Annotated in this window: 21 protein-coding genes; 7 read left to right on the forward strand and 14 right to left on the reverse strand. The window is 44.2% G+C overall.

The window, feature by feature from the left end:
• Window positions 1–85: 85 nt before the first annotated feature.
• The 8 genes from OA79_RS00085 to OA79_RS00120 form a co-directional block, all read right to left on the reverse strand.
• Complete coding sequence (locus OA79_RS00085) at window positions 86–1,141, reverse strand: aldo/keto reductase (RefSeq protein ID WP_231908769.1); 1,056 nt, start codon at window positions 1,139–1,141, stop codon at window positions 86–88.
• A 99-nt stretch (window positions 1,142–1,240) separates the two neighbouring features.
• Window positions 1,241–2,464 carry a cytochrome-c peroxidase gene (locus OA79_RS00090; protein WP_063331203.1) on the reverse strand — a complete coding sequence of 408 codons (1,224 nt, stop codon included), beginning with the start codon at window positions 2,462–2,464 and terminating at the stop codon, window positions 1,241–1,243.
• A 169-nt stretch (window positions 2,465–2,633) separates the two neighbouring features.
• Window positions 2,634–2,888: a cell division topological specificity factor MinE gene (minE, locus tag OA79_RS00095; RefSeq protein WP_063331204.1), complete on the reverse strand. Its 255-nt coding sequence runs from the start codon at window positions 2,886–2,888 to the stop codon at window positions 2,634–2,636.
• Window position 2,889: 1 nt separating this feature from the next.
• Complete coding sequence (minD, locus tag OA79_RS00100; protein WP_063331457.1) at window positions 2,890–3,699, reverse strand: septum site-determining protein MinD; 810 nt, start codon at window positions 3,697–3,699, stop codon at window positions 2,890–2,892.
• Window positions 3,700–3,750: 51 nt separating this feature from the next.
• Window positions 3,751–4,476, reverse strand: coding sequence for a septum site-determining protein MinC (gene minC, locus OA79_RS00105; RefSeq protein WP_063331205.1), 726 nt, complete (start codon window positions 4,474–4,476; stop codon window positions 3,751–3,753).
• 282 nt (window positions 4,477–4,758) lie between these two features.
• Window positions 4,759–8,475: an AAA family ATPase gene (locus OA79_RS00110; protein ID WP_063331206.1), complete on the reverse strand. Its 3,717-nt coding sequence runs from the start codon at window positions 8,473–8,475 to the stop codon at window positions 4,759–4,761.
• On the reverse strand, window positions 8,472–9,779 hold the full coding sequence (gene sbcD, locus OA79_RS00115; protein WP_063331207.1) for an exonuclease subunit SbcD: 1,308 nt from the start codon (window positions 9,777–9,779) through the stop codon (window positions 8,472–8,474). The genes OA79_RS00110 and sbcD overlap by 4 nt, the downstream gene beginning before the upstream one ends.
• Window positions 9,780–9,800: 21 nt before the next feature.
• Window positions 9,801–10,631, reverse strand: a complete 831-nt coding sequence (locus OA79_RS00120) for a 2Fe-2S iron-sulfur cluster-binding protein (protein WP_063331208.1) — start codon at window positions 10,629–10,631, stop codon at window positions 9,801–9,803.
• A gap of 214 nt (window positions 10,632–10,845) precedes the next feature.
• On the opposite strand from OA79_RS00120, the gene OA79_RS00125 reads away from it, so the two are divergent.
• From OA79_RS00125 to OA79_RS00135, 3 genes are all read left to right on the forward strand, one after another.
• Entirely contained in the window at window positions 10,846–11,349 is a 504-nt protein-coding gene (locus OA79_RS00125) for a hypothetical protein (protein ID WP_063331209.1), read from the forward strand.
• 110 nt (window positions 11,350–11,459) lie between these two features.
• Window positions 11,460–12,104 (forward strand): hypothetical protein, encoded by a 645-nt coding sequence (locus OA79_RS00130; protein WP_156486191.1) that lies wholly within the window; start codon window positions 11,460–11,462, stop codon window positions 12,102–12,104.
• A 37-nt stretch (window positions 12,105–12,141) separates the two neighbouring features.
• Entirely contained in the window at window positions 12,142–12,447 is a 306-nt protein-coding gene (locus OA79_RS00135) for a hypothetical protein (protein ID WP_063331211.1), read from the forward strand.
• A gap of 79 nt (window positions 12,448–12,526) precedes the next feature.
• Here OA79_RS00135 and OA79_RS00140 read toward each other — a convergent pair whose 3' ends face one another.
• Window positions 12,527–13,999: an aminoacyl-histidine dipeptidase gene (locus OA79_RS00140; RefSeq protein WP_063331212.1), complete on the reverse strand. Its 1,473-nt coding sequence runs from the start codon at window positions 13,997–13,999 to the stop codon at window positions 12,527–12,529.
• A 236-nt stretch (window positions 14,000–14,235) separates the two neighbouring features.
• On the opposite strand from OA79_RS00140, the gene OA79_RS00145 reads away from it, so the two are divergent.
• On the forward strand, window positions 14,236–15,894 hold the full coding sequence (locus tag OA79_RS00145; protein ID WP_063331213.1) for a pectate lyase: 1,659 nt from the start codon (window positions 14,236–14,238) through the stop codon (window positions 15,892–15,894).
• Window positions 15,895–15,934: 40 nt separating this feature from the next.
• Here OA79_RS00145 and gorA read toward each other — a convergent pair whose 3' ends face one another.
• On the reverse strand, window positions 15,935–17,311 hold the full coding sequence (gene gorA / locus OA79_RS00150; RefSeq protein WP_063331214.1) for a glutathione-disulfide reductase: 1,377 nt from the start codon (window positions 17,309–17,311) through the stop codon (window positions 15,935–15,937).
• A gap of 184 nt (window positions 17,312–17,495) precedes the next feature.
• Here gorA and xthA point away from each other — a divergent pair, with 184 nt between their 5' ends.
• Together xthA and OA79_RS00160 are read left to right on the forward strand one after the other, a co-directional pair.
• Window positions 17,496–18,308, forward strand: a complete 813-nt coding sequence (gene xthA / locus OA79_RS00155) for an exodeoxyribonuclease III (RefSeq protein ID WP_063331215.1) — start codon at window positions 17,496–17,498, stop codon at window positions 18,306–18,308.
• A gap of 172 nt (window positions 18,309–18,480) precedes the next feature.
• Complete coding sequence (locus OA79_RS00160) at window positions 18,481–18,795, forward strand: ArsR/SmtB family transcription factor (protein ID WP_197465326.1); 315 nt, start codon at window positions 18,481–18,483, stop codon at window positions 18,793–18,795.
• A 47-nt stretch (window positions 18,796–18,842) separates the two neighbouring features.
• Here OA79_RS00160 and OA79_RS00165 read toward each other — a convergent pair whose 3' ends face one another.
• The 4 genes from OA79_RS00165 to OA79_RS00180 all read right to left on the reverse strand — a co-directional run bounded on the left by OA79_RS00165 (window position 18,843) and on the right by OA79_RS00180 (window position 21,886).
• Complete coding sequence (locus OA79_RS00165; RefSeq protein WP_082825320.1) at window positions 18,843–19,535, reverse strand: alpha/beta fold hydrolase; 693 nt, start codon at window positions 19,533–19,535, stop codon at window positions 18,843–18,845.
• Between the two features lie 18 nt (window positions 19,536–19,553).
• Window positions 19,554–20,393 (reverse strand): DNA ligase, encoded by an 840-nt coding sequence (locus OA79_RS00170; RefSeq protein ID WP_063331216.1) that lies wholly within the window; start codon window positions 20,391–20,393, stop codon window positions 19,554–19,556.
• Window positions 20,394–20,555: 162 nt separating this feature from the next.
• Window positions 20,556–20,738 carry a DUF1127 domain-containing protein gene (locus tag OA79_RS00175; protein WP_063331217.1) on the reverse strand — a complete coding sequence of 61 codons (183 nt, stop codon included), beginning with the start codon at window positions 20,736–20,738 and terminating at the stop codon, window positions 20,556–20,558.
• A gap of 257 nt (window positions 20,739–20,995) precedes the next feature.
• Window positions 20,996–21,886 (reverse strand): LysR family transcriptional regulator, encoded by an 891-nt coding sequence (locus OA79_RS00180; protein ID WP_063331218.1) that lies wholly within the window; start codon window positions 21,884–21,886, stop codon window positions 20,996–20,998.
• Window positions 21,887–21,978: 92 nt separating this feature from the next.
• Here OA79_RS00180 and OA79_RS00185 point away from each other — a divergent pair, with 92 nt between their 5' ends.
• A complete protein-coding gene (locus tag OA79_RS00185) occupies window positions 21,979–22,479 on the forward strand; it encodes a lactoylglutathione lyase family protein (protein ID WP_063331219.1) in 501 nt (166 codons plus the stop codon).
• The last annotated feature ends 65 nt before the right edge of the window (window positions 22,480–22,544 follow it).

A 22,544-nucleotide genomic window follows, 5' to 3' on the forward strand; every position in this document is an offset into this window, starting at 1 on the left:
GGCTTTAATGAAACCAGGCAATAAAAAAGCCGGGCGCATAACATGCGGCCAGCTTTTCATAAGTCACAAAAGATAGAGTAAAGCCTTAGAAAGGAACTGGGTACTCTTTAAAGACCGTCATAATGTCTTTCAATGACTGATCACTAAGCGTCATATCAAAGGCTGCCATATCTTCTTTCAACTGATCTAACGAAGTAGCACCGATGATGGTCGACGTGACACCATCCACTTGGTCACACCAAGCCAATGCCAGTTGCGCTGGCGTCATATTATATGTATGAGCCACCTCTAAATACGCTGACACAGCTTTATCCACTAACGGCGTATCACGAAAAATACCATTCCGTTGTGCGTAGCTCCAACGACTCCCTTCAGGGCGGGCACCACCAAGATATTTACCTGTTAACGCTCCAGCAGCGAGGGGAGACCATGGCAAATAAGCCACATCTTCATGGACACAGTTTTCAATCAAGTATGGCCAATCTTTGGTATGCAATAGACTGAACTCATTTTGAATGGATGCCACTCTTGGCAAGTTATGCTTTTCACTCAAACGAAGATATTCATTAATGCCCCACGTAGTATCATCAGACAATCCAAAGTGGCGAATTTTGCCTGCTTTTATACACGCATCAATGCCTTGTAAGATATCTAACATCTGATTGGAGTGCTCAACACCATCCACATCAGTGAAACGAATGTGATTCGGAAAGTGCTTGGCAAAATGAGGAGATGTACGATTAGGCCAGTGCAATTGATACAAGTCGATGTAATCCGTCTGCAAACGCTTCAGAGACGCATCCACTGCCTCAATTACAGCCTGCCCAGTAATCGGACCGCCATCACGAACGTACTTCAATCCAGCCCCAGCTATTTTAGTAGCCAGCACAAAATCCTCTCGCTTAGAAGGATGTCGCGATAACCAATCACCAATAATCGTTTCAGTCTTACCATAAGATTCTGGGGTTGGCGGAACCGAATACATTTCCGCCGTATCCATAAAATTAACGCCGTTGTCTAACGCATATTCAATCTGCTCATCTGCGTCCGCCTGCGTGTTTTGAGTCCCCCAAGTCATGGTCCCTAGACAGACCCTAGAAACCTCTAAACCTGTTCGACCTAATGGCACATATTTCATCATTCATATCCTTCTTAGGAAAAAGAAAGTATCCATGAAAACAAAAAACTGGTCATCAGACCAGTTTTATCAATGAAAACAATGAGGACGTGAAATAAAAAGCTAGTCGCCTACGGCAGCGGAATCGTCCAATAGAGGCTCATAACGCTGATCTGTTAGCGTTTTTAGAAAAGCGACAATGGCATCCACTCGCTGATCGGGCAATGCCGGCCCTTTTTCCAATTCGACAAAATCAATATTCTCAGACACTTCCGGTTCTGCCCAAGGTTTGCCTGTTTCTGGGTTAATTGTGCGAGTTGGGTTGTTATATTTGTCATAGAACAAGACCACAGTCCGCAAATCTTTAAATACGCCATTGTGCATGTAAGGCCCAGTAACCGCGACGTTTCGCAAAGAAGGAACTTTGAACTTACCCGCCTGCTTAGGATCATTAATATCAGGATTATCCAACAACCCTCGATCAATAACACCGCCACTCTGTGCCACTAAAGCCGGATTAGCAGGCACACCAATGTTTCTGTATTCGTAATTTGTAAACGTCTCTTGCGAATTAAATGGCGAACTATTTAATTGGTGGCAAGCATTACAGTTGGTAAATTGTTGTGAGAAAAACAAGGTTTTTCCTAACTCTTCTTGTGACGTTAATGTCACCTCTCCGCGTAACGCTCTGTCATACTTCGAGTCAAATGGCATAAAGAGTTCGGTTTTTTCAAAGCTAGCAATGGCGTCAGCAATGGCGTCATAACCCGCTTTAGGGTCATCCAATATCCCGTCACCATACAACGCATTGAACGTCTGCTGATACTGTGGGTTTTCCTTCACTCGCTGAACCACCGCATCGCCATCTGACAACGCCATTTCAACAGGATTTACAAATGGACCTTGAGCCTGCTCCGCTAACCCTGAAGCCCGACCATCTAAGAACTGCCCACCACGATATTCGCCATTAGACATTTTATGAAAAGCGGGAGAGAAGGCAGCATAACCCGCCGCTGGTGTATTACGCCCACCCATTGAATGCCCATCACTGCCCAACGAAACAGCCCCACCAACCGCATCTAAGCGTTTATCGACAAACGCCGTGGCAATCGCATGACAGGTCGCACAAGACTGATTTCGCTCTTTGGATAAGTTGGTATCAAAAAACAACAGCGATCCCAACAAAGCTTTAGGATCGGTTAGGGGAATTGGTAACTCGTTTGACGCCTGAGACTGAGACGTTTTGGCGTGATTTACCGCTTTAGTTTGACTGGCAACCTGATTTGACTCGCCACAAGCAGCCAAAACAATAGCAGCGGTGATGCCCAAAGAAATTCGTAATATCATTGACTACTCAGCACTCTGTTTCCATTGTGAGGGCATAATACACCCAAGACAAATATCAGTAAAACAATGACAATCATTATTATCCAATTTCCTCCAAAGAAAGCATTTACCACGATGTAAATCAAACAAGGTAACAAATGCCCTTACACTGGTATGGATTACATACGCATTATTGGTCGGGAAGGGTCACATTTAATTCTAAAACAGAACATTCATCTGTATTGTCTAATTGAATCTGTACATCTTCACTGCCAATTTGCACATACTTGCGAATGACATCAATAATTTCTTGCTGCATTTGTGGCAAATAATCTGGCTGTTGTCGCTTAGTGCGTTCATGCGCTACGATTATTTGCAGCCGATCTTTTGCTACAGAAGCCGAACTTGGTTCAGCTTTGCTCTTAAAATAATCAAAAATCCCCACACTAACCTCCTAACAGGCGCTTGATAAAGCCTTTCTTTTGAACTTCTAAAAAGCGAAATGGTTTTTCTTCACCCATTAAGCGATCAACCGCATCAGTATAGGCTAAGCCCGCTTCGGACTCAGTCTCTAAAATCACTGGCGTACCTTGATTTGATGCTTTTAAGACGGCTTCAGATTCCGGAATAACACCCAATAGAGGAATCGCCAAAATGTCTTCCACATCAGACACACTCAACATTTCACCCAGCGCAACACGTTCTGGATGGTAACGAGTTAAAAGCAGGTGCTCTTCGATTGGCTCTTTACCCTCTTCAGCGCGTTTTGACTTACTTTGTAAAATACCCAAAATACGATCCGAGTCTCGGACCGAAGACACTTCAGGGTTTGTCACAACAATCGCCGCATCAGCAAAATACAAGGCCATCTGAGCCCCTTTCTCAATACCGGCTGGGGAATCACAAATAATGTAATCAAACTCTTTAGAAAGCGCTTCCAGAACTTCTTGAACCCCTTCGATTGTTAATGCATCTTTGTCTCTGGTTTGAGACGCCGGCAGAATAAACAAATCTTTGGTACGTTTGTCTTTAATTAATGTCTGTGACAGGGTTGCTTCTTTATTGATGACATTAACAAAGTCATATACCACTCGACGCTCACAACCCATAATCAAATCAAGATTACGCAACCCCACATCAAAGTCGATGATGACGGTTTTATGCCCTTTCATTGCAATGCCAGTACCAATTGCTGCACTAGACGTTGTTTTCCCAACACCACCCTTACCCGAGGTAACGACAATAATCTTTGCCAATGTTTTATCCTCCAATGACTCGAAATGAACCATTTTAATTAATCTATCAATCTACAACGGAACCACTTCTAATTGTTCGTCCGTTAAATATACTTGAGCGCTGTCTTTCCATACGATCTTCTGCAATGCATCACTCAGCATAAAATTACCCGCTATCGAGACCAACTCGGCCTCCATACTTTTGCAAAAAATACGTGCTTCCGTATCCCCTTTCACGCCCGCCAAAGCACGGCCACGCAATGCACCATAAACATGAATATTGCCATCAGCTAACACTTCAGCACCGGCACTGACTTGGGTTAATACAATCAAATCCCCTTCCGCATACACTTGCTGACCTGAACGAATCGGCTTAGTAATGACTTTTGTGGCTTGCGGAACCCGCTTTTCTTCCACAACCGTTTTGACCACAACATCTGGGCTGACCTCGTCTGACGACACTGGCGCCATATTGATCGCACGGGCTTTACTGGCAGGCAACAAAGCAATCGACACCTGCGCATGCCATACCGGCAGCGCTTCAGGATCACATCGCCAACCGATGACACTTAGTCCAAGCGTCGAAATAGCTTGTATTAATGCCTCAAACTCTTCGATACGAATGCCACGCTTCATCTTCGACAGATCTATGATAATCGGTGCTTGATTGAAGAAATTCGGCACTTGTGCAATTTTTTGCTCTAATTGAGTAACAATCCCCTCTAATGAAAATGAGCGAATCTCCAACAAAATAGTAGTAACCACACTTCCTTTTAATTGGAAGCCAGAATCAGTCATCTACATTATCCTTATTAAACAGTCTAAACAGGGCCACATACACAAGAAATAGCACACAACCTTAATACCGCAGCATTCTACCAAGGCCGTCAACGAAAGAAACGCTAATAAACCGTATTTTTACAATAAAGAAACACAATAATTTGCTCCCTTATAGTGCCTCATGCAGCTTGAGTGCTCAATATTGAGCGATATTTTAACCTTTTGATTCCATTAGTTTTTTACAAGTTACTTACATACTTGTTCCCATTAAACTGGGGAAAACTTTTGCACCATAGAGAATCAATCTGCAACGAAAAATTCAGAGCCCAATCGACTCACACCCAAACCACTTTGTTTCGTTAACTTAATTTGCACCGGAATTCGTTCTTTCAGTGCACTAATATGGCTGATGATGCCAATGGTCTTACCCGAAGAATGCAAATTGTCTAATGCGTCCAAAGCCGATTCCAGCGTTTCACTATCCAGCGTGCCAAACCCTTCATCAAGAAACAAAGAATCAATGCTGGTTTTATGAGACACCAAATCAGAAAGTGCCAACGCCAATGCCAAACTCACCAAGAAAGACTCGCCACCGGACAAGGTTTTGGTGTCTCGACTGGCATCCGCCTGCCAAGTATCAACAACCTCAAGGGAAAGAGTATCTTGCTCACGACGTTTTAGTTGATAACGACGATGCAATACCTGCAAATGTTGGTTGGCCAAATACACCAAATGATCCAGCGTTAAGCTTTGCGCAAAACGTCTGAACTTAGCACCATCTGCCGAACCAATAACATAATTGAGACGCTCTAAATGAACAAAATCAGCTCGTTTTTTCTCCAGCGCCTCAAGCAAACTCGCCACCTGCTTGCTGCGCTGCGCTTCTTGTTTCAACTGTTCAGTGACCACGCCCCATTCGCGATGCAAGGCTTGTTGTTGAGCTTGCAGCTCATCACGTTTTGCTTTTAATGCGTCCAAATTAATCGATAACAAAGATGGATCGGCTATTTTTTCTTGCGTTTCTTGGTGCTGCTGCAAGTTCTGCTGTGCTTGAGTGAGCAAAGTTTGATGCTCAGCAAAGCGAGTCTGTAAGGTTTTATCCGTTGCTTGCCAATCTTGCCGCTGCTGCTCTGAAACACGCGCCGCTTGCCAGCTTTGTTCATCCATAAAGCCGGTCTGTTCAAGGCTTGCCAACCATTTAGGTTGCAAAATTTGTTCTTTTTCCACCTGTTTTTCGATATTAGCTTGCATGGATTTAAGCTGGGTAGTCAGAGCCAATAAGGCATCCTGCAAGTCCTGCCACTGAGTTTGCTGCGTTTGTTGCTCCTGCTCAGCGTTTGCTAATTTCTCGTTCATAGCCAGCTGTAGGGAGTCAATCGACTCTCCCCCAAGCAAATCAGATAAGGCAGCATGAAGCGTCGTACTCTGCTGATTTAGTTCACTCAGCTTGTCCTCGGCTTTTTTCACATTACTCTGACCTTCTTCTAGGACAGATTTTAGTTTGGCCAGCTCGAACTGCGCCTGCTCTCGAGTTTGAATAAGCTTATCCTGTGACGCTTTAACCGCTTTCCACGCCATAACATCTTGCTGTAAACATGTGATCGCTTGAGTCATAGGTCGATCAAACAAAGACGGCGGCACACCAGCCTGCTGCATGGCTTGCTGAAGCGCTTGCTCTGCTTGAGCGATGTTCTTCATCACCTCTTTCTGTCGGCTTTGCTCTGTTTCTAACGCTTGTTTGGCTAACTGCAGATGGGCATCCAATTCGGCGAATCGAGCATCATAGTTTTGACGCTGCTCTTGCAAAGCTTGTCGCTCTTTTTCGAGCTGCATCACAACATTGTACTTTTCTTGAACACTAGCTTGTGTTTGCTGAACCGTTTGCCAAGCTTGCATAAAAGGTAAGATCTGTTGCTGATTGCCCACAACATCAAGTCGATCATTTTGGCTATTTTCTAGATAATGAGGTGACAAACCTAAGTTAGACAACAAAGGCAAAACTTGTTGTTTTCTTTGCTCTTGTTGTTCTTGCAAAGCCACTAACTGCTGACCGAGTAAGACCACCTCTTTTGCTAACAGTTTCTCATCTGCCGCTAACGTTTGACCTTGTTGCTTCGCTTCTTCTAAAGACTGGTTCAAAGCCATCAACTGCTGTTGATGACCGGAATCTTGCTGGTACAAGGCTTGATGCAAATAGTGTTGTTGAGAGCCACACAATGGACAAGCTTGCTCTTCCTGAAGTTGATCTCGAAGCGTGGTTAACGCGGTAATATGACGTTCCGCTTCAACCAATTGCTCAAGAGTTTTCTGATGCGCTGCTTTTTCTTTATAAGACTGTCGCGCCTTCACCAACTGTTGTTCTATGCTTGCTATTTGATGGTTTAATTGACGGATCTTTTCTTCAAGCTGATTTTGCTCAAGGTCGTTAGACTGATAGTCCTGCAATAATTGCTCTATCTGCCGACTAATTTGCGCTTGCCTTTCTACCTGCAAAGCCTGATCCGACCAAGTCTGCCAATCTTGTCCGTCAGTAAGCTCATGAAAGGCTAGCAAAGCTTCTGCATGCTGTTGTTGGTTGACTTGCCAGGCATGACTTGAGGTCTCACCAAGCATCACATGCTGTTGTTGCTGACCCAGTGCATCTTCATAGGCTTGCTGCTTTTCCTGCACCAAGGATGACGATTGCGCTAATGTCTGATGATTTGCAGACAGACTCTCTAATTGATGTTGCCAATTGGCCAACTCCGCCTCAATCTTTTCCATACCTTGGTATTGGTCAAGCTGTTGCAGGTTATGCTCAATAGAAGCCTTGGTTTGAGCGAAGACATTTTCTCGTTGCGTTTCTTCATCTAACAGCAATTGATGCTTCTGATGAGCTTGCTCAACTAAAGCCTTTTGCTCTTCTAACTGGCTAGATAACGTTTGCTCTTGCAAGACCAATGGCTGAATTCTATGCTGGATCTGTTGCTGTAATTGCTCAGCTTCCTTCTTGATCGCCACCAAATTCTCTGTACTGACCTCAAGATTTTTGGTGACCTCTTGTTGTGTTTCAAACGTTTCTTGTTTGCTCTTTTCCAGTGAAACTTGCTCTTCTTTGAGCTGAGACAACGCATCACGAACATCCACCAGCTTGGTAAAATCTGCCTCAAGACTTTGCGCTTTTTGAGCTTGTTCCAACGCTTTTTTCTGATCGGCAAAGGCCTGCACTGAGGCTTCTGTGTCGGCCAATGACCGTACCGCATTGTGCTCTTGTTGTTTGAGCTCTGCTTGCTTTCGTTGCCACTCAAAAGCCGTTTGATGAAGCGCCACTTGCTTGGTATAAGTCGTGTCTTGTTCGGTAAACTCTGTCTCTTTTTGCTGTAAAGCTTGCAGATCATCGGCTGACATTAGAGGTGTTTGTTGACTGGCCAGTTCTAAAGCCGCAATGGCTTGTTTCTCTTGCTTGTGCTTGTCAAACACCCATTTCGATACTTGCCCATAAATTTCCGTGCCGGTGAGCTCTTCCAATAATTCAGCACGCTCATTGGCCTTGGCATTCAAGAAAGCCGAAAAACCACCTTGTGCCAGCAGCATAGACTTAGTAAAACGCGCAAAATCCAGCCCTGTTATTTCAGCAATTTTGTCGATTTTATCGTTTATCTTGGTCGTAATGATGCTGCCATCGATCTCACTCAGTTCACAGCTCATGGGTTGCAGCTTACCATCACTGACATTGCGTGCTCGTCTTTGCGACCAAAAAGCCCGATAGCCTTTACCTTTTACTTCAAATTCCACTTCTGCCAGACATTCCGCAGTATGGCGAGTCATAACATCATTTTGACTGGGCGAGACCTTTAATCTAGGTGTTTCATGATACAAGGCCAAACAAATGGCATCCAATAAGGTGGATTTGCCTGCACCAGTGGGCCCGACAATGGCAAACACACCCGCGTCGTCAAATGGGCTTTTGGTAAAATCAATTTGCCATTCGCCTTTTAGAGAATTGAGGTTCTTGAGTCGTAACTTACAAATTTTCATTCGACCGCTTCCTCTTGCGCCTTGCCATGGCCTTCCGTGTGCTCATTCACGTCTTCTAAGCATTGTTGAAAGAGTTGCGACAAAGCGGTTTTTTCCTCGTCTTTTAAATCTAAGCTGGCAGTAACACTGCGATCAAAAACCTCTTCAACCGATAACTCAGATAAGGTTTGTCGCTCAATAAATGCCATTGATGTTTCGCCTTGCGTTCGCCTACGCATTACCCTTAACAACTCAATGGGCTTTCCTTCCACCGCTTGTAATAATTGCTTATGCAAGTCGCTTAAATATTCGTCCGCTAAGACAGACACTTCCAGCCAAATGGTTTTGCCTTCTTCACAGGACAGACCTTCTATCTGAGACAGCAGACTTTGTAGATCCCCTTGTAAGCTGACCATGGGTTGAAAACACGGAATCGGTTTTAACACCACAGGCTCTTCTTGCTCGGCAAACAGGTCCGTCATGACATTGCTGTCTTTAGAAAGCATGGCCGTAGACAGTAACTCCGTATCAAGGATAACCACCGACTTGTCACGCCCCAGTTCATCAAAACTCAGTGCGATGGGCGAGCCGGAATAACGAAAACAACCATTATTACCGATCGCTTGTGGGCGATGAATATGGCCTAACGCAAGATAATCAAAAGGTGGGAAAACCGAGGTGGGTAAGGTATCCAAAGTGCCCACATACAAGTCACGCACCGATTCGCTTAACTGACTACCAAACGCAGTAAGATGACCCGTTCCAATGATGGGCAATTGCTTTTTTCTATCGGCATTACGCTGTGTTGCTCGCTGATAAAGGCTAAGATAAAAATCTTTAATTTGCTGCAGCAAGCCTTCTTTCTTGTCTTGCTCTGATTGCCCTGATTGGCTTTGCATCATGTCTTTTGGACGCAAATATGGCACAGCACAAAGCCAAGCCGCTTCATTGCCTTGACGATCCTTTAGAGGCACGACGTGTGAATCCAAGTCAGTTAAATCCGCTTGAGAAATGACTTGAACATCCAGATAGGCCAATAAACTCTTCGACTCGTTGAGCATACTCACTGAGTCATGATTGCCCGCTATCACCACCAGCTGACACTCTCTAGCACGCATCTCCAACACCAATTGATGGTATATTTCACGGGCATAACTTGGTGGTGAGCCGGTATCAAACACGTCACCGGCGATAATAACCGCCTCAATAGACTCTCGCTCTACCACAGTCAAAAGCCACTCAATAAATGCCTTATGCTCTTCACGACGGGATTTACCCATGAAATGCTGCCCCAAATGCCAATCTGAGGTGTGTAAAATCTTCATCTGGTAACCTAATTTGATTGTTCAGCGCACGAAATGCAGCTGATGAGTTCGAATACGTAATGGTCTTAAATAGTCTTCCCACTGTTGCAGGGAACGTTTTTGACCATGATACAGAATGTTTAAATCAGTCGAGTTAGTTTTACTCAAAACTTGCGAAAAGGCTTCTTTTAAAACAACCTGCTCCGCTAGGTTGTCAGACTCATCAGATAACGTACAACAGGCTAATAGATCGCAGTTTTCGTTAGCAAGCACCTCTCGCCAATGCTTTTCATAAGCGATATTTTCCGCAGCCAAAACCACCAGCCAAGGTCCTTGATCTACCCTTAATTCATACAACAAACGGCCTTTTCGAACGCCCTGTTGAAGCTGTAAAAAAACACGATCCGCAGGGACAAGATTCAAAGCCAATAGCCAGTCCGCAGCCGATAACTGAGACTTTAATAACACCAGCGTCAAGGCTTGCCCTGCCGCATTTAAAGCCATGAATTCTTCAGCCAAACCCTCTTGATCAAATGATAAACGCAGACGATCCCCAAAGGATTCATCGCTTGGCCCCATCAAGGTTAATTCAATGCTGGCTTCATCTAGCCGCTTTTTGGAAATTAAGGAGAAAGGAATGCTTGTTGACACAGGTTGCGTGGTCAATGATAAGGAAGAAACAAGCTGAGTTTGGCAAGCCAAGATCGACTCACCATTATTTTGATCGTACAAACGGCATGCGCCACAAGCCCCAGCACGACAGCCATAGTGAACGTCGAATTGATTCGCAAGCAGCGCCGTCAGTAAATTCTCACCCGACGCTACGCCAACCTTCTTACCATTCAGACTTATCGTCAGTCCTTGCGACCCCATGATCAAACCTAACCGAATTGAAAGCTAAGATTATGACACAGTTTATAAGGGGAAGCTTGGATCCTATTCTCAGGATATCACGCCAATTTCATTTTACTGTCACTTGCTTTATACGCCTAAATCACTAATCTGTAAGAGTAATCAAATCCCATCCATCGCGCTTACAAACAAACCGTCGGAGGTTGTTATCCAATATAGTAAAGCCATCTACAGTATGATTGTGACGCTAACCTGTTTTGGTATTAGCAACCTAGCCGCGACGAATCATCAGGTTAAATACGAAGATTCGCCTAAAGTACACCATGATCATTTCGGCCGTCTTATGTTTGGCGAGCCACTCACGGACACCCAATTAGCGTTTACCGTCCAATCAAGGCTTGTTGATGATTGCCAATATATTCGCTTCGACGCCTACCCAAATGTGTCCGTCATGGTCGTTAACCATGTTATTGAACGCATTGATAGCAACCAACTCAATGTCATTGATACAGATAGCCCTTTCTATGAATTGGCGTCAAAATCACTTAGCTTGACTGACTTTTCTAGCAAATACCCTGACATTGAAGTAGAACCTCATGAATATGAAAATGGTGTATATTTACGCTGGTATAATCCAAACAAAACCAAGGCCATCGTCGTGGATTACATTAATAATCAAATAGATGTCATCAAGGCTGGGCTTGTGCCAAGCGTGTTATACATCGAAGGCTGTGCATAATGACAAAATCAAACCATTCTTTCTCACGCCTCTGTTTGCGATCTCTCCACACTGGCCTAATCGCCTTCGTGCTCTCTATATTGCTACTTTTAATATCGGCTTGCGTTCCCGTGTTTCGAACTGAATTCGTATCGCCGAGCTGGACTGGCACCCTGATTGATATGGAAACGGGAAAACCGTTATCTGGCATTAAGGTCACCGACTTAACCTCTCTTAACTCAACACTGACTGATTCAGATGGTTTCTTTAAGTTGCCTGCCACAACACAAGAATTCAGTTTCAAACTGCCCGCGGCCAGCATGGCTAAAACCTATCACATGGACATTTCGTTAGAGCAGAGAACGCTGCGTTTCAGCGGCCGACATTTGGCTTTTGACGACCAAGACCCGGACTTTCATCTCGGTCTTTTTCCCATTGAAACACACTATAAAAAAGCACCATTCATGCTGGGCAAGGATTTACAAACTGCGCTGCCAATAACGCTTATAGAAGATTGCGGGATGCCTCTAAAAAATGCCATCAGCCTAAGTCGAGCAGCACGTCTTAGCCAATCCCTCGCTGAGCAAAAGCACACATTTGCTGGACTCGAAGTTAGCCAAAATCAGGTCTCATTAACGTATTACTGGGCATCGCAAGCATGGGAAAACGTCAGTCAACAATGCTTTAAACAAGATCACAAGCAGGCTATGGCGTTTAGCACACTACATGAGATGTTTTTTGAAGAGGCCTATCCTTACTTTGAACCACTTATCTGACGCGTATTAAGCCATTTCACTAAAGGATATAAAATCGATGTGCCAAATACAGATACCTACTCTGAGCATTTGCTTTACAACACTACTATTAATGACCGCTTGTGAAGCAAAAGTAGGTGGCGCTTGCCAGTACATTAATGGCGCTGAGCAAGCAACCGTCTCGCATGTCGATAAGAGTTATGTAATGTTAAGCAATGAGCATAACCAGTTTGAAACAGCGCACAATCTATTTTCTTCACCCCCCATAAAGGGGCAGAAATACACAGTCCATTATCAACACATTTCTAAAGGTAGCTGTACCCCAATGCTAATTGAGTCCGTACGTTTAGAAACAATGCCTTAATCAATTTTCTAATCTTGATTAAGCTTCTCTCCTGAGTGCCACCCTTTAAATCCATTAAAGATGGCACTATAACAGCGCCTTACGCTTTTGGCGTTGACGCTAATAAGGCCATCAATAAACCCCAAAAATCCGAGACGGAATCAATTTCCATTCGCTCCGTTGGCGAATGCGCACCACGTATATTGGGACCAAAAGATACCATTTCCATACCGGCATACTTTGCCCCAATGATGCCGCATTCTAAACCCGCATGGATGACTTTAACGTTCGCCTCATAGCCCATGACCTCTTTATGCACTTGCAAAAACGCTTTCAGTAAGCCGGCATTCGGATCTGGTCGCCAACCAGGATAACCATTTACCATACGAACTTGAGCATCAATCAAAGAAAATGCCGACTTGGCAACATGAGCTTGATGTTCCACAGCTGAATCGACTAATGAACGGACCAACAAACAGGCATCAAATTTCTTTTTCCCTGATGCCGCGTGACTGAGGTTGATGACGCCTAAATTGCACGATGTTTCTGTCACCCCTTCTAACTCGGTGCTCATTCTATGAACCCCATGAGGCGCACAGTATAAGGCATTTAATAGACGGTCTGTGGTCGCAGCATCCAGCTCAGAGTCGAGTGTCGCTGGCGTTAAGCCCACTTTTAAATCTGGCTCAATGACCGAAAATTCAAGTTTGCAGCGTTTCTCAAATGTTTCAATAAAGCGAAATAAGATGGCTTCGTCTCTGGCTTCCAGATTAATTGTCGCCTTGGCATCACGCGCAATGGCATTACGAAGGGTGCCACCAGAAAACGCGCTTAGCCCAAAATCACATTGTTCTTTCAACAAGGTTAGCAGCCTGACAATTAATACATTGGCACTGGCACGCCCTTTTTGAATGTCCAAGCCTGAGTGACCGCCGCGTAAGCCGGAAACCCTAATTTCATACGCCTTCTTGTCTGCTGTCGCCGGAATCGGCGTATAAAGCTTATCGATGTTGATATCGACCCCACCAGCACAACCAATGTATACATCGCCTCGATCTTCGGAATCCAAATTAAGTAGGATTTTACCCTTTAAGATCCCTTCCTCGAGCTGCAAAGCACCTCGTAGGCTGGTTTCTTCTTCTATGGTAAACAAGGCTTCGATTGGCCCATGGGCAACGTCAGTAGACTCCAATACCGCCAAGGCGGCTGCAACGCCAATACCATTATCCGCTCCCAGAGTCGTACCTTTTGCCGACACCCAACCGTCGATAATTTGGGTTTGAATTGGATCCTTGGTGAAATCATGTTCAAGATCCGCTTCTTTTTGCGCCACCATGTCCAAATGACCTTGTAACACGACGGTTTGTCTGTCTTCCATTCCCTTACTAGCAGACTTACGAATCAACAAATTACCCACTGGATCGACATAAGTCGTCAAACCAAGTTGCTCTGCCCAAGAAATCAAATGATCTCGTAACTGAGCTTCATGAAAAGATGGCCTTGGAATATTACAAAGCGTTTGAAAGTGCCGCCAAATGGCCTCAGGTTGCAAAGTGCTTAATACTTGATTCATTAGATACTCTTACAATGGTCGATTTTCCACTAGGGTAAAGAAGCCTCACTACTGAGGCAATCGAAATTAAGACTAGCCCTATACAGAAAACGCATGCGACCAAACTTGCCCAATCTAACCAAGAATAAATATGAAATGGCGTTTTATTTTATGGAATCGCATTTGATATTTCGCTAGTATGAATACTCAACACCGTCTCTCAAATAATACAAATAAAGAAAAAACAGGACGTCATTATGCAAGTTGTACTGGACTATCTTACTCAATACGCGGAGACTCTTTTGCGCGATTATCGCGACCCTTATCATGGCACGCCTTTGTTTTTTGATGGTTGTGAGCTTCACAGCAAACAAGCCGTTGCTTGGAAAAATACCGATGGTCGAATTTGGCAACCTTCCAATATTGCCAGTCAACAAAACCTATTTCGTTTTTTTGTTGGTCTATCCAATATCACTCAAGACCCCAAGTACAAACAAGCCGCTCAACGCGTCATTCAATGGCATTTTGATCATGCCGATTCCAGTGGTTTGATCCGCTGGGGGGGGCACTCTTTTATTGATTTGAAAACCCTAGACTCAGTCGGTCCTGAAAACAAAAACATGGTGCATGAACTCAAACACCATTGCCCATTTTATGAACTCATGTACGAAACCGATGCGCCAGCGACTCGCAAACTCATCAAAGCCATCTGGAACACCCACGTCACCGATTGGCAACAGATGGCAATGTCCCGTCATGGTCAATACGGCTTGGAATTCGATGAATTAAGCGTTTGGGACAAACCAAAGCAAGCCAACTTATCACCGTTACGAGAAATGAAAGGCTTGTCCTTCGTGAATATTGGCAATGATCTGGTGTTCAGTGCTGGCTTGCTATACGCCATGGATGGTGATGAAAAAGCCTTATCTTGGGCGGAACATTTGATGAGTCAGTATGTTAACAGTCGCCACCCTGACACTCAGCTTGGTTGTTATCAATATAACCAACCCCTTAAAACCGGCGACGCACCAATCGATGAACACCACCCTCAATACACTTTTTCGTTTTGGGGCGACAGAGCACAAAGACAATTTGGACCAGAATATGGCGATGTCGCCAAAGAAGCCTGGGTGCTATTCAAAGCGGACGAAGACGCGCTCAATGGACCTGAAGGCATTTACGGAGATTCCGCACTGGCTCAAACCTTATTGGCTCGCGATCTAGGAACAAAAGGTGTCGACGCAAAAGGGAAGCAACTACTGGATTGGACCACACAAGGCCTAGAAACGTGGGCGAAATACGCTTACGATCACCAAACCAATGAAATCAAACCCATGTTTGCCGATGGCAAAGACCTCACTGGGCACAGGATCCCTCGCTTTGGTTACTATGGTCAAAAAGGCCAAGAACTAATCCGCCGCCCTCTGCCAGTTCACGTATTCCTTGCCTATGTTACTAACTGGTGTGAGTCAAAAAGCGAAGCACTCTGGCCGAGCATTTGCGCCATGGCCCAACATTTTGGTCTAGGGAATTGGCAAACACGACAAGATGCCAAATTTGATGGACAAAGCGATCCGCTTTTACTCTTTGCCAGCTTAGAAATGTACCGCACAACGCAGCAAGCGTTCTTTTTAGCACTGGCGGATCAATTGGCAAACAAACTGTTCGAACAAACAGCCCATCAAGGGTTATTTACTCCTTCATCGGAGCACATTTATTGCCGCTTTGATGATGTAACCCCCCTCGCCCTGCTTACTTGGATCGCCCATAAAAACGGGACATATAACCAAATACCGGTTTATCGCAGCCGCGGTGGCTACATTCATGGGGACATATTGCTTGATAATGGAGAGGTGAAAAACATCATGGACGTGAAGTTTATTTATGAACAGAAAACAACAAAAAAGACGCACTAGGCGTCTTTTTAGAGGTGGTTATTTATAACTTACGATTCGATTAATCACGCTTTTTCAACGAGCCTTCCGAGAAAGTCACAAATTCTTCTGCGCTGGTAGGGTGAACCCCAACTGTTGCATCAAAATCGGCTTTGGTCGCACCCGCTTTAATGGCAATGCCCAGACCTTGAATGATTTCACCGGCATAATCCCCTACCATGTGAGCACCAATCACTTTGTCGTTCGCATTGTTTACCAAAAGCTTCATTAATGACCGAGAGGTGCTGGCGCTTAACGTGTGTTTCATTGGACGGAAATCCGTTTGATAAACGCGGAAATCTAAACCTCTGGCTTCGGCTTCTTGCTCACTCAAGCCCACAGTACCAATCGCCGGCTGACTGAATACCGCAGTCGGAATATTGTCATAATCGAACTTAACGGGTGTACCTTCAAACCAGTAATCAATCAAGGCCATGGCTTCTTTGATGGCCACAGGTGTTAATTGAATATTGTCGGTCACATCGCCAAGTGCGAAGACACTTGACGCAGAGGTGGTGAAGTTACTATCAATGACTACCGCACCATTTTTACCTGTGATGATATTGGCGTTATCAAGTTCTAAAGAGTCCACATTGGGCACTCGGCCCGTCGCATATAAAACCAAACCAAATTCTTCACTGCGTCCATCTTTAAAGTGCACTAAACGTGACCCCTTTGGTTGCTTAGGATCAACCAACTCAATACGCTCCACATCCGTGTTTAATTGCACATCAATGCCAGATTTCTCGTATTCGACGCTGGCAAAGTTGCGTACATCTTCATCAAAACCACGAAGCAGTTGATCACCACGATACGCTAATGTGGTTTTTACCCCCAAGCCATTCAAAATACCGGCAAACTCAACGGCAATGTAACCACCGCCGACAACCAATACGTTACTTGGAAGGGATTCTAAATAAAACATGTCATTGGAACTGACCACCAGATCATTGCCGTCAAAGTTAGGAATAAATGGCTTCGCACCAACAGCAATCAAAATACGCTCGGCCGTATAAGTTTGGCCATTTACTTCGACGGTATTAGCATCAACAAAGCGCGCATAGCCTTTGATCAAATCCACACCCGCATTGTTTAATAAGTTACCGTAGATGCCATTGAGTCGTTCAATTTCCTTGCTCTTGTTATCACGCAACACAGACCAATCAAATGATACGCCTTCGTGCTGCCAACCAAAGCCCGCCGCCTCTTCGAACCCATGACCAAACTCTGAGCCATAGACAAAGAGTTTCTTGGGCACACAACCAATGTTCACACACGTTCCGCCTAATGCGCTGCCTTCCGCAACCGCGACTTTGTAACCTTTTGACGCCGCCACTCGGCTTGCTCTTACACCACCTGAGCCAGCACCGATAACAAATAAATCGTATTGATAAGCCATTGTGTATTTCTCCAACATCATGCTTTATAAATCTATCTCGCCAGTGTAGCAGGGCTAGGCAAAAAAGTTCAAAAGAATCATTCTATTAGGGCGATCGAAAAAAGCATTTAAATGTGCAAGGCAAAGACAAGATTGACGTAGCCACATCTGCTATTATTGGCAAAAATACAGTTGGAAGCCTGCTATGAAATTTGTCTCTTTTAATATTAATGGTCTGCGCGCTCGACCACACCAAATTGATGCTTTAGTGGAAAAACATCAACCTGATGTCATTGGTTTACAAGAAATCAAAGTCCACGACGACGCTTTTCCTCATGAAATCCCTCAAGCCGTTGGCTATCATGCTTACTATTATGGTCAAAAATCTCATTACGGAGTCGCCATATTCAGCAAGCAACAAGCCACTCAAGTTGAATACGGCTTTCCAGGTGATGATGAAGACGCGCAACGCCGTATGATCATTGCCACTTTTGACACGCCTCACGGACCAGTCAAGGTTTTGAATGGGTATTTTCCACAAGGTGAAAATCGCGATCATGAGACAAAATTCCCCGCGAAACGCAAGTTCTACGCCGACTTAATGAACTACCTTGAAAACCATACTGCGGATGAAAAAATCATTGTCATGGGTGACATTAATATCTCACCAACGGATCTCGACATAGGCATTGGTGAAAATAACGCTAAGCGCTGGTTAAAGACAGGGAAATGCAGCTTCTTACCAGAAGAAAGAGAATGGTTTAAAACCTTACTAGATTGGGGATTCACAGACACCTACCGTCATCTGAACCCCTCTAAAAATGACCGATTCAGCTGGTTTGACTACCGTTCGAAAGGCTTTGATGATGACCCAAAACGAGGTCTTCGAATTGATGTTATCTTATCCTCAGCTGGCTTAACGCCTTATGTGGCCGACGCTGACGTCGACTATGAATTGCGAGGTCTGGAAAAACCATCAGACCACGCACCTATTTGGACACGTTTCGACTTTAAATAATCAAGATTCCACAACGGCCACTGTTTGTTTTTTAAACAAATCAGACAGAGGCCGTCTTACTTGATGAGAATATATAGTAACTAACACTACCCCCAGATTTATCCACAGACATTGTGGATGACTTTGCACCTTATGAAACAATGCAAAGTAATGCGACAGAAAGGAAAGATGTATGGCCAACAATTCAATGACAATGCAGGAGATGATCACACAATCGTCTCAAGCTGCCGTGTTTTTAAAAGCACTAAGCAATGAAAACCGATTGTTAATTTTATGCCATTTGCTGGAAGGGGAAATGTCAGTAACGGCCTTGAATGAAAAACTACCGCTGAGCCAATCGGCCTTATCGCAACACCTTGCAGTGCTTCGAAAAGACAATCTGGTCGCTACTCGTCGCGAATCCCAAACCATCTATTACAGCTTAGGCGACCAGCGAGTAAAAACCTTGATTGAAACCATGCACAGTTTGTTTTGTCCAACATTGTAAAAGCCACCAGCGAATCTCGTGAAGCGTTAGTTCAATCGGCATGACCGCTATTCGACAAAACACGCCCGCACGTATTTGGCAAACAGCGGAGGTTGCTCTATCGGTATCATATGACCACAATCATCGATATCAACCCATTCTGCGGTTTGACTGTCCTTAAACCTTTGTCGATCCGATGCTGACAACAAACCATCTTCCGTTCCAACCAAGACATGAACAGGTATCGTTAATTCTTTAAGAAGAGCAATTAAATCCGGTCGTTCTAAACTGGCTGTTAACTGTTGCACCAAAGATGCTTCACCCAAAGTTTCATCCATCGCCTGTATCAGAGCAATTAAATGCTCATTATTTTGACAAGACAGCCCCAGCATCGACTGCGCTTTCTTTCTTGGTATACCAGAATAACCTTGCTTGGCCACCCAATTGAGCGCCACTCGCCTTTGTTGACGTTCTGCTTCTGGCAACCCTGTTGCAAGATTAGAAACCAGCATCAAACGTTTGACTCTATGTGGGTGTTTTACCGTCAATGCCGCTGCCAAGTACGCCCCCATCGAAAACCCCAGTAAATTCACTGGCGATTCAGGCAATCGCGTTAACAAACAAGCCACCATGTCATCCAATGAATTTTCTAATGGAATCGCTTGATGAGTTAAAACCGTACTCTGATCCAGATATCGACTGGCTTGCTGCCAGAGTCGATCATCGCACATCGTGCCAGGTAAACAATGTATTTCCGTCACGGTTCACTCTTTATTCACTTAATAGATGGGGTATCTTAACCTTTGAAAGACCGCAAAACGAGGAATACCTCGCAGGGTGAAACCACTGTGCTTGAAGATAACGGTCGAGCCCACTTTGGGAGGATTTTCTCTTTCTTGATCACTAAAGCCACTGCCAATTTTAAAACGCACACCAGACGGCATTTCAACCAAAATCGCCCCCATTTTATGCTCATATTTGCCCTGACCGGGCAACACAGCAACCACTTTTGCTTCTTTTTCCTCATAAGGTTTGAGCTTCAATAAATTGTCAGTTCGGCCACTTTCAAACACCGCCATTTTACGATGTAGCATCAAACCTTCTGCGCCGGATGCAACATACTCATTAAGTCGATCATACAACTCAGACAAACTCGCTACCGAAAATTGTTTTACTGGAATCACATGAGACAAACCAAGATGCTCTAAGATACGTTTATAACGAGCATACCTCTGTTCAAACGTCATGCTTCGCTCTTGGTCTGGTGCATCAAAGATCATGTATTTTATCTGTCGCCACTCTTGGTCAACGGGCTGTTTCTTTCGCACAATGGACATAACCTTGGCAAAGTCATTCCGCTGAGTCCAAAGCTCACCATCCAACCAAATATTGGGCAATTTTTCCGTGAACCATTGCGGTGAATTAATTTCGTTGCCCTTGCGAGTAATCAGCTTAGATCCAGTCCAGATCGCTCGAATGCCATCGTATTTTTCACTGATAAGGTAATCTTGAACGCGAGCTTCGTCACTAAATTGAGTCGCTAATTGCACGTCTATCTGCGCAATGCTTAAGGCGGGAAGGGTTAGCAAAAACCCAATCAAAAAAAATCTAATCCACATATCTCACTCCTTGAGATCATTTCAACCTTGTCTATTCCTACAGACAAAACTAAAGTATTTGACGCTGTTTAGCAATTTTTGAGCAAAAACTGTCTCTCTGTTAAACGCGCGCACAAAAAAGCCAAGCAATTGCTTGGCTTTTAGACATAAAAAGATTCGGGGTTACACAGCGGACTGACGGCCATACTGAACCGCATCTTTAATGTTAAATCGAGAAATACCCAACTCAGCCAATTCGCGATCTGAGTAAGATTTCAATTCATTAATCGCTTGTTTCGTTTCACAATGATTTTTTGTGCTAAAAAGAGAAACAAGGGATGCGAAAAAAGTCGTTAGTTTAGTCATATTGAGCCTCATATGAATGATTGAATTAAACAATCTTGACCCCAATTGCATCTTGAAAGGTTGCTTCAAATGCATGACAAGGTTCGTTTTAGGCTGCCGAGCGGCAATTGTTATTTTTCTGAGGCTTTATCGAACGTCTTGACAATGGAATGTGGTAAAATCACCACTTGATCAAGTTGGGTGTAGATTAAATTCTAACCAGTTTAATGTCTAGTCTTTTACCGCTTAAAACACACTTTTTTCATACTTTTTGGTCATTAACTCGTCTGCATTTTACAACCAACAGATCGATAGACCTCGCTCATCAAATGTTTCACCCGATTGGGTTGTAAACGACCTTTTCTCTGTACTAAATACAAGGGCTCAGTCACACGATTAGACAGACTATGAACACGGATTAAATCCTGTTTTGCGAACGCTTTTACCGCATAATTAGGCAAAACCGCAAAACCAATTCCTCGACTAACGGGTTCTAAAATCAAACTGATTTGATTAGAGAATGCTTTTTGGGGAATTTGTCCGACATGTTGAAAGTCCTCAAAGTTCGCCGACAGCAATAGACTGGTATGATGCTTACCATCAGGATGATCCACCAAACCCAGTGACAATAAGTTTTGCCAAGTCACCTCACAACATTCAGCCGGTGTTACCAATAGCAAGGCTTCTTCTGCTAATTGACTTGAAACGACATCAAGACTTTTCGCCGGGTATGTCATCAAACCAAAATCTATGCTGTCTTCCAAAACCGCCGTCTCAACATCCTCGTTTGAAGAAAAGCGGTACTCTAACACCAATTCTTTATGGGACTGCTGTAGATCCAGTAGTTGAGGATATAACTTTAATCCAACACTGCCTGGGGACATGATACTCACCACCCCTTCATAAGGCGGATCGGCAATAACTTTACGCTCAAGGTTATTCAACGACTCTAATAACAGCTTCGCCTCTTGATAAAGTTTTTGCCCCTTGTCTGTTAGGCTGAAACGCTTACCTTCCCGCATTAACAATTCAACAGACAAATGATCCTCTAGCTTTTTCACTTGCTGGCTGACTCCAGACTGCGTCATATGCAAACTGTCCGCCGCTTTCGTGAAATGCCCAACGTCCACCAAGGTAACAAATGTTTTAAGCCAAACCGGATTAATCATTACAAAATATACTCAAATACATCATTTTTAATAATTTTACAGAATTAAAGTGGGGTTGTAACCTGCCTTCCATCAAACGAAGGAGATCATTAATGCAAAAGCAATATCCAAGAAGTTTCTCTCACATCGGCGTTTCCGTTCCAGATCTAGAAAAAGCCGTTGAATTTTATACTCAAGTATTGGGTTGGTATCTCATCATGGAGCCAACAAACATTACGGAAGATGACAGCGCCATAGGGGAAATGTGTACTGATGTGTTTGGCGCTGGCTGGCATTCATTTCGCATCGCCCACCTTTCCACAGGTGATCGTATCGGGGTGGAACTTTTCCAATTTGAAAACCAACAAAACCCTGAGAACAATTTTGAATATTGGAAAACCGGCATCTTCCATTTTTGTGTGCAAGATCCCAATGTAGAAGAATTAGCCGATAAAATCGTCGCGGCAGGCGGTAAAAAACGCATGCCAGAACCAAGATACTATTACCCAGGAGAAAAACCTTATCGCATGATTTACATGGAAGACCCATTTGGTAATATTTTGGAAATTTATAGCCACAGCTACGAATTAATCTACAGTGCTGGTGCTTACTAATACTCCACAACCGAACAGGCTGCCCTAGCCTGTTCGATCAAGTGATTTTCACGTAAGCTTGACCT

The sequence above is a fragment of the Marinomonas sp. TW1 genome (assembly GCF_001625355.1).
In the GTDB taxonomy this organism is placed as follows: Bacteria; Pseudomonadota; Gammaproteobacteria; order Pseudomonadales; family Marinomonadaceae; genus Marinomonas.

Bases quoted from the DNA above. Each gene is read 5' to 3' on its own strand.
- OA79_RS00085 (WP_231908769.1), bottom strand. From the start codon at position 1,141: ATGATGAAATATGTGCCATTAGGTCGAACAGGTTTAGAGGTTTCTAGG.
- OA79_RS00090 (WP_063331203.1), bottom strand. From the start codon at position 2,464: ATGATATTACGAATTTCTTTGGGCATCACCGCTGCTATTGTTTTGGCT.
- minC (WP_063331205.1), bottom strand. From the start codon at position 4,476: ATGACTGATTCTGGCTTCCAATTAAAAGGAAGTGTGGTTACTACTATT.
- OA79_RS00110 (WP_063331206.1), bottom strand. From the start codon at position 8,475: ATGAAAATTTGTAAGTTACGACTCAAGAACCTCAATTCTCTAAAAGGC.
- sbcD (WP_063331207.1), bottom strand. From the start codon at position 9,779: ATGAAGATTTTACACACCTCAGATTGGCATTTGGGGCAGCATTTCATG.
- OA79_RS00120 (WP_063331208.1), bottom strand. From the start codon at position 10,631: ATGGGGTCGCAAGGACTGACGATAAGTCTGAATGGTAAGAAGGTTGGC.
- OA79_RS00125 (WP_063331209.1), top strand. From the start codon at position 10,846: ATGATTGTGACGCTAACCTGTTTTGGTATTAGCAACCTAGCCGCGACG.
- OA79_RS00135 (WP_063331211.1), top strand. From the start codon at position 12,142: ATGTGCCAAATACAGATACCTACTCTGAGCATTTGCTTTACAACACTA.
- OA79_RS00140 (WP_063331212.1), bottom strand. From the start codon at position 13,999: ATGAATCAAGTATTAAGCACTTTGCAACCTGAGGCCATTTGGCGGCAC.
- OA79_RS00145 (WP_063331213.1), top strand. From the start codon at position 14,236: ATGCAAGTTGTACTGGACTATCTTACTCAATACGCGGAGACTCTTTTG.
- gorA (WP_063331214.1), bottom strand. From the start codon at position 17,311: ATGGCTTATCAATACGATTTATTTGTTATCGGTGCTGGCTCAGGTGGT.
- xthA (WP_063331215.1), top strand. From the start codon at position 17,496: ATGAAATTTGTCTCTTTTAATATTAATGGTCTGCGCGCTCGACCACAC.
- OA79_RS00160 (WP_197465326.1), top strand. From the start codon at position 18,481: ATGGCCAACAATTCAATGACAATGCAGGAGATGATCACACAATCGTCT.
- OA79_RS00170 (WP_063331216.1), bottom strand. From the start codon at position 20,393: ATGTGGATTAGATTTTTTTTGATTGGGTTTTTGCTAACCCTTCCCGCC.
- OA79_RS00175 (WP_063331217.1), bottom strand. From the start codon at position 20,738: ATGACTAAACTAACGACTTTTTTCGCATCCCTTGTTTCTCTTTTTAGC.
- OA79_RS00180 (WP_063331218.1), bottom strand. From the start codon at position 21,886: ATGATTAATCCGGTTTGGCTTAAAACATTTGTTACCTTGGTGGACGTT.
- OA79_RS00185 (WP_063331219.1), top strand. From the start codon at position 21,979: ATGCAAAAGCAATATCCAAGAAGTTTCTCTCACATCGGCGTTTCCGTT.